The organism is Bacteroidales bacterium, from assembly GCA_014860575.1.
Taxonomy (GTDB): Bacteria; Bacteroidota; Bacteroidia; order Bacteroidales; family JAAYJT01; genus JAAYJT01.
The window spans coordinates 31,222-44,048 of sequence record JACZJK010000013.1 but is presented as its reverse complement, the minus strand read 5'-3'; the positions used below and the strand labels follow the sequence as shown (position 1 = coordinate 44,048).

General features: G+C 43.2%; 10 protein-coding genes. 1 reads left to right on the top strand and 9 read right to left on the bottom strand.

Annotation, left to right across the window (positions count from 1 at the left end; genetic code table 11):
• The first annotated feature begins 105 nt into the window (after positions 1 to 105).
• Positions 106 to 1,188, top strand: a complete 1,083-nt coding sequence (locus IH597_02870; GenBank protein ID MBE0661385.1) for an endonuclease/exonuclease/phosphatase family protein — start codon at positions 106 to 108, stop codon at positions 1,186 to 1,188.
• 32 nt (positions 1,189 to 1,220) lie between these two features.
• Here the strand turns inward: IH597_02870 and IH597_02865 are convergent, their stop codons facing one another.
• The 9 genes from IH597_02865 to IH597_02825 all read right to left on the bottom strand — a co-directional run bounded on the left by IH597_02865 (position 1,221) and on the right by IH597_02825 (position 12,636).
• Positions 1,221 to 2,897: a flavodoxin domain-containing protein gene (locus tag IH597_02865; protein MBE0661384.1), complete on the bottom strand. Its 1,677-nt coding sequence runs from the start codon at positions 2,895 to 2,897 to the stop codon at positions 1,221 to 1,223.
• Positions 2,898 to 2,932: 35 nt separating this feature from the next.
• On the bottom strand, positions 2,933 to 4,213 hold the full coding sequence (locus IH597_02860) for a 4Fe-4S cluster-binding domain-containing protein (protein ID MBE0661383.1): 1,281 nt from the start codon (positions 4,211 to 4,213) through the stop codon (positions 2,933 to 2,935).
• A gap of 453 nt (positions 4,214 to 4,666) precedes the next feature.
• Positions 4,667 to 6,226 (bottom strand): T9SS type A sorting domain-containing protein, encoded by a 1,560-nt coding sequence (locus IH597_02855; protein ID MBE0661382.1) that lies wholly within the window; start codon positions 6,224 to 6,226, stop codon positions 4,667 to 4,669.
• A gap of 417 nt (positions 6,227 to 6,643) precedes the next feature.
• Positions 6,644 to 7,591, bottom strand: coding sequence for an AraC family transcriptional regulator (locus IH597_02850; GenBank protein MBE0661381.1), 948 nt, complete (start codon positions 7,589 to 7,591; stop codon positions 6,644 to 6,646).
• Positions 7,592 to 7,694: 103 nt separating this feature from the next.
• Positions 7,695 to 8,972: a hypothetical protein gene (locus IH597_02845; protein ID MBE0661380.1), complete on the bottom strand. Its 1,278-nt coding sequence runs from the start codon at positions 8,970 to 8,972 to the stop codon at positions 7,695 to 7,697.
• A 286-nt stretch (positions 8,973 to 9,258) separates the two neighbouring features.
• The gene (locus IH597_02840) at positions 9,259 to 10,299 is read right to left on the bottom strand and encodes an aspartate--ammonia ligase (protein ID MBE0661379.1); all 1,041 of its coding nucleotides are present in this window, start codon (positions 10,297 to 10,299) and stop codon (positions 9,259 to 9,261) included.
• Between the two features lie 125 nt (positions 10,300 to 10,424).
• A complete protein-coding gene (locus IH597_02835) occupies positions 10,425 to 10,838 on the bottom strand; it encodes a hypothetical protein (protein ID MBE0661378.1) in 414 nt (137 codons plus the stop codon).
• 29 nt (positions 10,839 to 10,867) lie between these two features.
• A complete protein-coding gene (locus tag IH597_02830; GenBank protein MBE0661377.1) occupies positions 10,868 to 11,626 on the bottom strand; it encodes a response regulator transcription factor in 759 nt (252 codons plus the stop codon).
• On the bottom strand, positions 11,623 to 12,636 hold the full coding sequence (locus tag IH597_02825; protein ID MBE0661376.1) for a sensor histidine kinase: 1,014 nt from the start codon (positions 12,634 to 12,636) through the stop codon (positions 11,623 to 11,625). Before IH597_02825 ends, IH597_02830 begins: the two co-directional genes overlap by 4 nt.
• Between the last annotated feature and the right edge of the window lie 191 nt (positions 12,637 to 12,827).

Sequence of the window (12,827 nt, the reverse complement as noted above, 5' to 3'; positions counted from 1 at the left end):
GCTTGGGGCTTTGGGACTTTGAACCCCGAACTTTGAACTTTAATCCTAAAACTGCGCAAAAATATCAATAAAACACTATTTTTACGGCAAATAATCTGGGTCACAATGCAATACAGAATCATTCTAAATTATATGCTTACCAGTTTCGTGGTGCTGACACTTTGGTTCATCGCAACGGGAAGCAGGCCTCAGGGCAATGATGAACGCAGGGGCAGTGATGCCATGCGCGTCGTTTTCTACAATACAGAAAACTTTTTTGATTCATTCAGGGATAGCCTGATCAACGACGAGGAATTCACACCGGCTGGAATCAGAGCCTGGAGTTACAGCAAGTTCGTAAAGAAATGCCAGGCCCTAGGCAAAGTGCTGGTTGCCACCGGAGGTTGGGAAGCGCCTGAAATTATTGGTTTATGCGAAGTTGAGAATCATTTTGTGCTGCGAAAACTGCTTGAACACAGCGCCATGGGCCGTTTGAATTACCGCATTGTGCATTACGATTCGCCAGATTCCCGTGGCATTGATGTTGCCCTGATGTACCGCCCTGAAAAATTTACTCTTCTTCATTCCGAACCCATTGCAGTGGTTTTCCCGGGCCCAGATGCACGAAGTACGCGCGATATTCTTTATGTGAAAGGCATTGCACTGGATGCTGACACTTTGCACTTGTTTGTGAACCACTGGCCTTCACGCTACGGAGGTTATATGGCCACCAAACATTTGCGGGAATTCACGGGTGCGCTGCTCAGAACCCGCGTTGATTCAATTTTCCTTTACGATCAGCAAGCCAACATTCTGATCATGGGCGACCTGAACGATCCGCCCGATGAATACAGCGTTCAACACTCGCTTGGCGCAAAACTCGATTCTATTGATTTAAAGCCTGGCGAATTATATAACCTGATGAGCAATCAGTTTGGTGACCCAACCCGCGGCACCCAGAAATACCAGCAAACCTGGAGCACGATTGATCACCATATTGTTTCAGAGAGTCTGCTGAAAGGCAAGGGTGGGCTTGGTATCCATCCACGCGGCGCAGTTATTTTCGAGGCGGATTTTTTACTCGAAGACGATCACACACATACCGGCAAACGCCTGAACCGTACCTTTATCGGCATGCAATACCATGGCGGCTTTAGCGATCATTTACCGGTGTTTACAGATATTGTGAGAATTGAAATGAAACGCTGACAGGTTGGAAAAACACTGTCAGGTTTATCCTATCAGTACAAGTCTGTTTGCAGTCTTTTCCGGGTTCTGAGTTTTTGAATGTAGGCATTTGTTTGTTCAGCGGTCATTTTCCCTTCTGAAGAAATGATTTTCTCAAGCGTAGCCTTTACATCTTTTCCCATAGTTCGTTTGTTGCCGCAAATATAAATAACAGCATCACGGTTATGAATCCAGTCAAAAAGGTCCTTACTATTTTCAAGCATGTGGTGTTGCACATAAATTTTATGCTTCTGATCCCTCGAAAAGGCAGTGTTGAGCTTTGATAAAACCCCTTTTTTTCTGAACTCTTCAAGCTCGTTTTCGTAAAGGAAATCACTTTCAGCATGACGATCACCGAAAAAGAGCCAGTTCTCACCTGTTGCCTTGCTATGCTCCCGCTGTTGCAGAAATCCCCTGAAAGGTGCAATGCCGGTTCCGGTAGCAATCATAATCATTGGCCTGGTATCATCATCCGGTATCCTGAATTTCTCATTGGGTTCAAGGTAAACCGGAACTGAATCCCCCACCTCTACCCTGTCGGCAAAATAGGTGGAACAAACCCCTGTATGGCGACGGTTCTTAACGGAATATTCCATCAAACCTATTGTGAAATGAACCTCATCAGGAAAAACCAGCGGACTGTTAGCCACTGAGTACAATCGGGGCGCCAGCTTCCTGAGGATGCCTGTAAACTCTTCGGGTGAAATTTGTGAAGGGAAATCAGTGACCAGGTCCAGCACATCGCAAACAAGGCAATACCGCTCAAGATGCGATGTATCTTTTATGAATTCGCGTAATTGAGTGTTTTGCGCTATCTCAGCATATTTCTCCACCACCAACGGTGTAATCAAAGTGATCTCAAAATCGTGGATCAATGCTTCTTTTAACAGTTTGGATTTGTTACCTACTTCCACTGCATGGGTTCCATCAAATGCAAGGGTTTTCAGCAATTTATCAACGAGCAGGCGGGAGTTATGGGCATACACACCAAATGAATCTCCCGGCTGGAATGATGTGCCAAATTTATCCATAGACAAAACCTTGTGCATGGTTCGCTTCTCAAATCCGGGCTGGGTGAGCATTTTTAACTCAACGACTTTGGCATAAAACAATTTGTCATCATCCGTTTCGGGTTTGTTGATTTCAAAGGCAAACTCCTTCTCAGTGGGTTTCAAAGTTTTAGGCAACCTGGCTTCAAATGCTGCAACAGATTGGCGAACCCATGCTTTCGCGTTTTCTTCATAATCAATATCGCATTCCATGAGGGGCGAGATTTCCTCGCTTCCCAACGCAAGCAAACGTAAGCGGAAATCATGACCGGTTTTGCAATAATCTGTATAGCTGCTATCGCCCAGCGCCAGTATGCTGAAACTACTTCCCTTCATCGCCGGCACTTCTGAGGAATGCAGGTATGCATAAAAATCTTCCACCACGGCAGGCGGATCGCCTTCGCCATGTGTGCTTACGGCAAGCAAAATATTTTTCATTGACGCGATTGTTGCCGGATCAATCGTGCTCATATCATGTAAATAAGACTGGATGCCAAGATGGATCGCAAATTCATGGGCAAGTATTGCTGCGGCCATTGAATTGCCGGAACGGCTCCCATAAATAATATGCAAAGCTGCTTCGCTGTTTTCAACGCTAGTCTCAGCGGCTGTTTCTTTTATCAACATTGCTTGTTCTGTCATATCAGGAAAAATATATTTGGTTTCAGATTAATAAATCAGCCTGCAATCGAAAAAGCAGGCACCTCGTTCAACTGGTCAACCCAGGTGGCTTCCGGGTCAAACTCCATGAAAAATGGCTTGAAAGTTTTACGATAATCGCGATGCCGCACGTATTGCATCATGAAGTATTGATTGCCATTCACAGGATTGTCAACAACACCCATGATCTGAACCTTGCCTTTTGCAGCCGACATTACCGGCCCGGTAACGGTTTTGGAAAAACTTCCTGTTTCGCGGATGGCATGCTGATACATCCGGTAAACTTCGGCGAGCGGGACGCTGAAATATTCGTAAGGCCCGGTTTCGCGTTCGATAAACATGTAATAAGGAATCATGCCCAATTGCACCTGTTTTTTCCACATGCGAGCCCATGCATCGCTGTCGTTGTTGATGTGGTTTAGCACCGGAGCTTGTGTGCGAATTTCGGCGCCGGTTTGCCGTCCGTTATGAATGGCTTCCTGTATGACTGCGGTTTCCAGCTCGTTCGGATGATTGAAGTGGGCCATAATGGAAAGATGCAGGCCGCTGTCGCTGATGCGTTTCAAAATATCAAGCATTTGCTGCCCTTCTTCATTGTATCGTGGAATAAACGTAAATGGCCAATAGCTCAGCGATTTGGTTCCGAACCTGATATTCTGCAAGTTTGGAATCTTCGCATCTATCAGCGCCTCTATGTATTTCGAAAGGGTAGCAGGATCCATTACCATAGGATCGCCACCGGTAAACAGTATCTCGTTGATGCTTTCTTCCTGCCGTATGTATGCAATCACCTTTTCAATTTCACGCATTGAAAACTTGAGGTCGAGCTCTTTTACAAATTGTGGCCAGCGAAAGCAAAATGTGCAGTGCGCATGGCAGGTCTGTCCCTGGCTCGGGAAAAACAGAACGATATCTTTGTACTTGTGCTGCAGACCTTTGAGTTCCTCGCCATTCAGGGTGGGTACGTTAGTCATTTGCTGGGCTGGGTGCGGATTCATTTCCATGCGGATATCATAAATCACTTTATTCACCGCGCCGTTTGATCCGGAATCGTTCAACACCTTCACCAGCCTTTGGTACTGGCTCTTGGTGAGCATTTCCTTATTGGGGAAGTTAAGGATGTAAATGGGATCATCCTTGTAATTCTCCCAATCTATCACATAATCAACCACATAATTATTGGTTTTAAAAGGTATGACCCGCGAAACTATATCAATTTCCTTCTTCACTTCTTCCGGCAGGTAGCGCATGTATTCGATCTCCCGGAAATTCTTTGCATTATAGGTGATAAATCTCATAGCATAATAGTTTTAGTGTACACAATGGCTACCGCCAGAATTCCTTTTAGCGTGCAGGTTTCTGTGGAGATAGGGAATAATGAGTTAAACCTCTGGAAATGATGAAGAAAGGTAGTATTTGGCCTGGCCAACGCTTACAATGATACTAAAACTTTTTGAATTAACGGGTGGTGCCCGTATGGGTCGCGATTAAACCAGGCGTAAACGCGTACTTATAGCTTTGGTTTGCTTACTTTTAGGTGCTGGAATTAAGGAATGTTAAAAATTTGTTAATGTCATTCCTTAACATTTGAATGCTAGGCTTACGCTAAAGTAAGGCTGCGAATTAAGCCAGCTTTATAATTCTTTGAATATTTTGTAGTCTACAAAAACAATCCGTTTTTCTTTGTGAGAGGTATTACAGACGAACCATAATGCTTATTTACAAGTGAAAAATTAAATCAACCAATGTGCTTACTGCCTGATAATTTTTCCATTCGTTATTGTGCTTCCCTGTAATATGCGTAGAAGGTAAATACCTCCTGGCATAGATGAAAGATCGAAATCAGAGGAACTGGCTCCTGAGAGTTCGCGATGCAGAACGCATTCACCTGTCATGTCAAAAACCTCAACATAAATGATTTCATCTTCATCTGCATTGATAAACTCAATGGTGAAGCAGCCTGACGAGGGATTGGGATACACCTTGAAAGTAAAATCATCTTTGTTGATGAAAGCCATTTTCTCACTGTTTACAAAGTCTTCAACCTGTGATGCAAGCACAACAATGGTGAAATCACAGTAAGTGGCGTTGTCGTCAATCCAGGCATGTAAGTAACCACCTGCTTCAACGCTGGTCCCTTCGCCTAAAATAACATTTCCCTGGGAGACAAGGTACGCAGAACCACCATTTTGAACAACAAAGTTGCTTGCAATAATGGATTCGGTGGCGGCAAAACATTCGGTATCGGAAAAAGCCATTGTGATGTCATTCAAGCTTAAGGTGGCCGGTATAGAAGGCGACTGCCAAAACAAGTATGGATAGCCATTATTCATGTTTGAGTTAGCATCAGACATCCATATCTGATTAAAATCCCAGTTTTGATAGGTGTTCGATGCATAAGGGTAGGTCATTTCTAATGTAGATCTTCCGTTACCTCCATCGCTGAAATTCTGGCCTGATGTTTGAGTATTCCAATAGCAGTTATATGTATCTCCCCAGTTTAAGCCAATTAATCCACCAACATCTGAAGTTCCGCCTACATTTCCGGTGCTGTAGCAATTTGTTATTTCCACATAGGAATGTACCCTTCCAATCAAGCCGCCAACCCTGCTGGTTCCAGTTACGTTACCGGTGCTGTAGGAGTTCATGACATAGTCGGAAGAAAACATACCACCGCCTACCTTTCCAATTAAACCGCCAACCCTGTCATAACCTGCAACATTCACTGAACTGTAACAATTCATTATGGTAAAGGCAGGTCCATGATATCCAACCAAACCGCCGGTTCGTGAAGCAGTTAAAATTGTAGCAGTTACAGTTCCGGTACTGAAGCAATTTTCAATATGGCCTACATTGTATCCCACCAAACCCCCAACGGACCAAACTCCACCGGTAATATCAACATTGGTAACACCCAGATTAGAAATCACGGATCCATTGGTTCGGCCAAACAACCCCAAATCGCCATAGTCGGGTCTGAAAATTATAAGTCCGTTTATTACATGGCCGTTTCCATTAAATTTACCTTTAAAATTGGCAGCATTGTCTCCAATCGGAAGCCATCGCTGTCCATCGTTATAAAAAGCACCCCCAACATTACATTCATCTGATAGGTCAATATCATTCATTAGAACGAAATGCACATTGGAATTATTCAAATAATTTCTCACATTGTTTAAATGAATGTGTGTTACAATTTGATAAGGATCTGCAGCTTCCCCAGTACCACCTGCAAATTGGGCGAAAAGAATATTTGTAAAAAAACAAATGCTGATTTGGAGCAACACTAGTGCCCCGATGCGTTTTCTCATGGTGTTGTGGTTGAAGTGATTAATGTTTGTATTCGGTTTAGACTCTGCTATTTCTCGCAAACAAATTGTTAGTTGTACAATTTGCCAAATGATTGGGGTGACAATAAACAAAAATACATTTTTATGTATCAGGAATCCTGAAATCAATGAAAAAAAACCGGATATTTAACAGTTATGATTCCCTGCTCAGTGGCATTGCAAATAAAGCGTAGCTTGCACCTATATATATTCAGCAAAGCCGGGAATAGCAGCTACAATATAATCTACCTGGAAGTAGACATGAATTCAACTTGAATGACTATTTCGTGATCTAATTTGGCCATGGCCACAATGTGATTGGCTCGAGCAGGGATTTGAATAAAGAAAAATGCCATACTTGTATTCGATACAGGTATGGCATCCTTGTGAAACCAATACTTACAATGGCTTTACAGGAACACAGATATCCACGGTAAATTTGCCGTTTTTCGGTTCTTCCGGATACATTTCAAAGCAGGGCTTGTCGTCGGGCTGGTAGCCGCTTTTCGGGAACCATTCGCCATAAACCCATTCCCAAGCCTGCTGGAACTGCTCCCCATTGAGTTCGAACCGTGCAATCACATACTGCCCGCCTTCCACTTCCATTTTACCCACTTCGCCATCTGTTTTTGTATTTGGCGGCACAGAAATACAAACACTCATACGAAGCTTGTCTTCAGCCGTAATGTTTGGATCATCATGATAAATGATCAGGCTCTTCAAATCGGCTTGAGCGGTTAATCCACGTGGCCCTGCCCATGAAAAGAGTTTCATCCACAGTTCTTCAAATAGTTTTTCGTTGCCTTTGTAAGGCCCGGTGTAGCGTACGTATGCTACTGTCATGTTGGGAAGTTCTTTCACTTCCACACTTTTGTTAAGTTTCATATTGGTCCTCCATTTAATTGTTTTTGAACGCTGACAAAAGTATTGGAGAACCCCATCTTCGCTTTGTTGCTTTTTGCTATCCGTTTGACTGATATTGCTAAGGGTATGTTTCTGGTTGCGCCATTCCGTTGCTGTTTTGCCAAAATGGGTTTTAAAGTTTCTTGAAAACACCGCCAGATCATTAAAGCCGTATGAAAATGCAATTTCTGTGATGCTGAGATGCGGCTTGGAAACAATGAGTGAAGCAGCTCGTTCGAGCCTCAGGCGCTGTATGAACTGGAAAGGAGTTTCGCCCACGCAGCTATAAAATATCCGGTTAAAATGGTATTTTGAGAACCCGGCCACATCGGCGATTTCCTCAAGCGTAAACTGCGATTCCAGATTTTTCTCAATATAATCGAAGGTCTTGTTGATTCGGGATTTGTATTCCCGCTCTATGAGTTGTTGATTCAAAGGTTTCATACGGTTAAAAGAATGATGGGTGAGGCGGCAAATATCGCTTTTAAAAAATAAAAATCCGGGGACTTGCCCCGGAAATTCATTTGGTAATTGACATTTACATTTTTCAATCAAGTTTTACCCGTAGGCCTCCCCTTGCCCCTATCCACCATTTTGACACATAATCATCCCAACGTTTTTCATCCAGGGTATATGATGCGAGATCAGATCCGTAGATTCCATTTTCTGGTTGGTATTTGTAGATATGGTTGAAAAGTACCGGCCCGGCAAAAAGTTCTATTCTACCTGCAAGCCTGGTTCCCATAGTAATCCTGAGTTCATTCAGCATGTCGAGGTGTTCGTCGTCCCACTTCCAATCCTGCCGGAGTTGAGATGAGTGACCTTCAATCTGCATCCCGGTATTCTGAGAGAAACTGATAGAAGTTCCAATTCCATAGCCAAAACCATGGACTTTTTCGCTGGCAAATGGCCTGATACCATAGGAGAAAATATTATAGAATGCCGGAACACCAATACGGAATGAAGCGCCCAGGTGTATCACATCCGATCCGGAAACTTCAATTTGCCTGTAGGCGCCTTTTTTAACAATACTCAAAAAGCCTATGGGTACACCATCCACTGTATCAGCAATATTCAGGAAACCAATTTGTACGCCTTCTACCTTGCGGGCTGCATTTAAAAAGCCTGCAATCTGCGCTCCTTTAAAATCACGGTTAATATTCATAAACCCAGCCGCCTGAAGCCCTTTGGCTTCATTACCGGTTACATTGGCGAAGCCTGCACCCTGGAATCCTTCAAACCGGCCACCGGTAACATTAGCAAAACCCGCTCCCTGAAAACCTTTTACATTGCCCCCTGTAACGTTGGCAAATCCCGATCCTAAAAATCCTTCAAAATGTCCACCTGTTACATTGGCGAACCCGGCGCCGGTAAAACTCCGGCTATTTCCACCAAAAACATTGATAAATCCAGCTCCATGAAAGCCCTCAGTTGATCCTGAAATAAAGTTAATGAAGCCTGCGCCCTGAAAAGCCCTGGTGTTCCCATGAACAAGGTTCATAAAACCTGAGCCCTGGAAGCCCTCCATGTCACCATGTACCAGATTACCGAATCCGGCAAACTGCGCTCCTTTGGCCGAACCGGTATTGATGTTCATAAATCCACCGGCTTCAAAACCTTCAAGACCGCCAGTAACCCCGGCAAACAAATTTAAACTAAAATTGTAGCGGTAATTGGCAGCATCCCTGCCTTCAGTGCCAAAATATGGTATGATGCTTAGCTGAAAATCGCGGAGTGGTTTTTCGTTGGGTACTTGTGCGAAGCTTATTGCTGGAAACAAAAAAGCAAGGATGAGGAAAAGCACGAAGAAGTTTCTGGTTTTCATAACGTGAAATTTTAATTGAAATAATTTTCGTGCAAATATAGAGCAAGCCTTTAGCCAACTAAGAAAATTATTCCGTGATTGCCGGATAAAGGGGATTGAAGCATGGAAATTGCCGGGTGAAGATTGTGGCGAGGTGCATCAACTCTCGGATGTCTCAACTCACGTGTGTCAAATTCAAAAATTAAAGCCATATCAAATTAATTCAATGTGGCTAAAGCCTCATTGATTAACTCTTACAGATCCGGCGGCTGAAGCCGCCGGCAATTCTTAAATGTTCTCAGAAATATTAAAGCAGCCGTATTCCGTTTTCACGGCAGAAACCTGCCATATCATCGGGCCATACGCTTGCCTGCACTTCGCCGATATGGAACTTTTGCAACAGGAACATGCAAAGCCTCGATTGCCCGATTCCTCCACCAATGGTCTGCGGCAGCCTTTCGTTGATAATATCCTGGTGGTATTCAAGCGCGCTTTTTTCAGTTTGACCCAAAAGCTGTAGTTGGTCTACCAAAGATTCGTTATTCACTCGTATTCCCATTGACGAAAGTTCAAGCGCGCTATTCTTAACACTGTCCCAAACAATGATGTCTCCGTTTAGGCCACGGGTGTTTTCGCCGGTGCTGGTTGACCAGTCATCATAGTCAGCGGCCCTGGCATCATGCGGAATGCCTGATGACAAGGCGTGTCCTATGCCGATAATGAATACAGCTCCATGCTCTTTGGCAATCATGTTTTCCCGTTCCTTTGATGTAAGGTCAGGAAACCTGACTTCAAGTTCTTCGGCGTGAACAAAATGAATATTTTTAGGAAGCCGGCTTTTAAGTGCAGGAAATTCTTTTTCAACTACTTTCTCCGTCTTTCGGATTGCCTTATAAATATTCGTCAAAACCTTTTTAAGGAATTCAATATTTCTGTCTTCTTTTGAAATGATCAGTTCCCAATCCCACTGGTCAACATAAATGCTGTGAATATCACTTACTGCTTCATCTTTGCGGATCGCATCCATATCGGTATAAAGCCCCAGCCCATTGTTGAAGCCGTATTCCTTCATGGCCTTGCGTTTCCATTTAGCCAGGCTATGAACGATTTCAATTGTATTGTCAGAAAACCTTGTTTTGAAACCTACAGGAACCTGTGAGCCGTCGAGTTCATCCTGCAGGCCGTTGCCTGTTGCAAGAAACCTGGGAGCAGAAACTCTTTGTAGCTTGAGTCTTTTAGCTAGTTTACGTTCAAAGTTATCTTTGATCAGCTTGATTCCTTTTTCAGTTTCCAAGAGATTGAGCTTTGATTTATAGCCGTATGTATTTAAAGAATAATTTCTTGACATGTTGTTGGTTTTGTGTTCGTAAAATAATACCTGATAACAACTGCAACACCGGATTGTTTCTCAGAACTCAAATGGTTCAAAACAAAATGAATGAAGAAAATGAAAGCAAAAAAAGGGATCACTAATTATGCACTTACTTTGCGAACCTTATTTGTTCTGATTAACGCCCATCCCAGCAAAATCAGCAACAACCCTATGCTTCCAAAAAGCACCTGAATTCCCACTACACTGCGCACCATCAACATTTGTATAACAATCCAGCCGGTTAGGATCAGGCCTTGTGCGATCACAAACCAGGGATACAATTTGTGCCGTAGCAGTATGGTTCCGAACACAAATAATCCGAACAAACCATTAACGATAAACAGGATAATTCCCGGGATCAGGTAATCTGGGAATGGTGAATACTGCAACCAATCCAGCGACATTTGCATGGTGCTGCCATCGGGCTGAATCATCAGGTTCCAACCGCCATAAAAAGCGCCGGCACTGTTGAACAGCAATAATACTGAAATCAGGATTTTAAGTGTTGTTTTCATTTCTAATGGGGGTTGATCGTATTAAATTATTATCTGTCAAGCCATTTCCGGAATTCCGGCGTTCGGGCGCTGCTCACCATCAGGCCGTCTTTGATGGGTGGTTGCACTTCAATTTTTATACGGCTTTTTGAGAGCAGAAGAATTTTGCTAATGGATGAAAAGTTAATGATGTACTGCCGGTTCACACGATAAAAGAATTCGGGATCGAGCAGGCTTTCTAGATGATCGAGAGAAAATTCAAGCGGGAAATGAAAGTTATCGAGAGTGCATAAAAAGCTAAACTTTTCCATTGTGTAAAAATAGGCTACTTCGCGGGTTTCAACCATTTTGATCTTGTCGGCAATGTTCACAACAAAACGCTTTTTGAACTGCGATTTGCGGCTTTCAATCATTCCCACAATTTTCTCAATGTCAATGCTGGTTGATGTGGACCGTAACTTGTTGAACTTCTCAAGGCTTAGTTTGAGTTTTGCCTCTTCAACCGGTTTCAGCAAATAATCTATGCTGTTCAATCCAAAAGCCTTGATAGCATATTCGTCATAAGCAGTGGTAAAGATCACAAAACTATCCACTTTTACCTTGCGGAAGATTTCAAAACTCAGTCCATCGCCCAACTGAATATCAAGCATAAGTAAATCAGGGGCAGGATTGCTCTGCAGCCATTTCACCGAAGCTTCAACGCTGTCCAGCCGCCCCACGATATTGATTTCGGGTTCAATCCGTTGGAGCAGATTCTCAAGCCTGGTAGCGGCGGTTTCTTCGTCTTCAATGATCAGGGTTCGTATCATAATTCTACCTGTAATAATGGAAGCCCGACCTTAAAACATCCGTTTGCTTCATCAATTTTTACTGTGCGTGAGGTAAACAAGCGATAGCGTCCATTGATGTTTTTAAGCCCTTGCTTGGTTGACCCCATCACTTCCTTCTTTTGCAGGGTGTTCTCAACAAATAAGATGTCTTTTTCGACCCACATTGATATTTTCAATGGTTTCTCTTTTGTGATCACATTGTGTTTGATGGCGTTCTCAACCAGCATCTGAAATGCTAGCGGCGGCAATGCATGATGGAAATTACTTTCAGTAACCTTATTGACAATTAACAGGTTCTCACCGAAACGCATTTTTTGCAGGGTCAGATAATTATTTAAAACAGCAATTTCATCGCGCAGCAAAACGAGTTCTTTTTCATTGCTCTTGAGCATATAACGCAGGAGTTCAGATAAATTCCGGATATATCCTACGGCTTCTTTGTTGTCTTCAACCAGGCTAACCAGGCTATTCAGACTGTTGAACAAAAAATGCGGGTTTATCTGCGAACGCAAAGCCTCGTATCGTGCTTCAATATTATCGCGTTCGAGGCGAACCGATTTTGAGAAATTAAATTTCCATTGATTATAAAAGAAAACTCCCTCATGTATGGCTGTGATAAGGAAAGTGATCAGCAATGTAATGAGAATTGACGGGCCAAGGTCATTCACGATTTCCATATTCCAGAAACGTGTTGCAAGCAGGTATAACAAACCGCTAACAGATAGCGTATAAACCAGTATTGCGACAATCTCAATGATCAGATGCTTTACGGGATTCTGCTCCCAGGGATAGCGCCACCACAGGAACTGAACAATCACCATGCATCCAAGCCAGATAGTTGCAGTGTTCAGGATGCTTAGTATTACCTGCTTTACGGCCAGGTCAACTTCACTGAACCCGTAGCTGAGCATAAACATGCTGAAAATAAGTAAGCCCACCAGGGGAATCAGCACGAAAAGTCTATTATTTAGGTAATTAAAGGTTGCCATAACGATGGGGCTAATTTAGGGGAATTTTGGTTCGGGATGTCAAATGTGGAAGGTTGGTGGATTTATTTTTTTGCAGGGCATGGGGCAGAGGGCGTGGAGTAATTGAATTATTGATTCAAAATTCCAGATTCAAGATTCGTAAAACTACATTTGTCACCTATCCGTTTTTTTGATTTTAGATTTTGGGCTTT

Coding starts and splice junctions, on each gene's coding strand:
- IH597_02870 (MBE0661385.1), top strand. CDS start 106: ATGCAATACAGAATCATTCTAAATTATATGCTTACCAGTTTCGTGGTG.
- IH597_02865 (MBE0661384.1), bottom strand. CDS start 2,897: ATGACAGAACAAGCAATGTTGATAAAAGAAACAGCCGCTGAGACTAGC.
- IH597_02860 (MBE0661383.1), bottom strand. CDS start 4,213: ATGAGATTTATCACCTATAATGCAAAGAATTTCCGGGAGATCGAATAC.
- IH597_02855 (MBE0661382.1), bottom strand. CDS start 6,226: ATGAGAAAACGCATCGGGGCACTAGTGTTGCTCCAAATCAGCATTTGT.
- IH597_02850 (MBE0661381.1), bottom strand. CDS start 7,591: ATGAAACCTTTGAATCAACAACTCATAGAGCGGGAATACAAATCCCGA.
- IH597_02845 (MBE0661380.1), bottom strand. CDS start 8,972: ATGAAAACCAGAAACTTCTTCGTGCTTTTCCTCATCCTTGCTTTTTTG.
- IH597_02840 (MBE0661379.1), bottom strand. CDS start 10,299: ATGTCAAGAAATTATTCTTTAAATACATACGGCTATAAATCAAAGCTC.
- IH597_02835 (MBE0661378.1), bottom strand. CDS start 10,838: ATGAAAACAACACTTAAAATCCTGATTTCAGTATTATTGCTGTTCAAC.
- IH597_02830 (MBE0661377.1), bottom strand. CDS start 11,626: ATGATACGAACCCTGATCATTGAAGACGAAGAAACCGCCGCTACCAGG.
- IH597_02825 (MBE0661376.1), bottom strand. CDS start 12,636: ATGGCAACCTTTAATTACCTAAATAATAGACTTTTCGTGCTGATTCCC.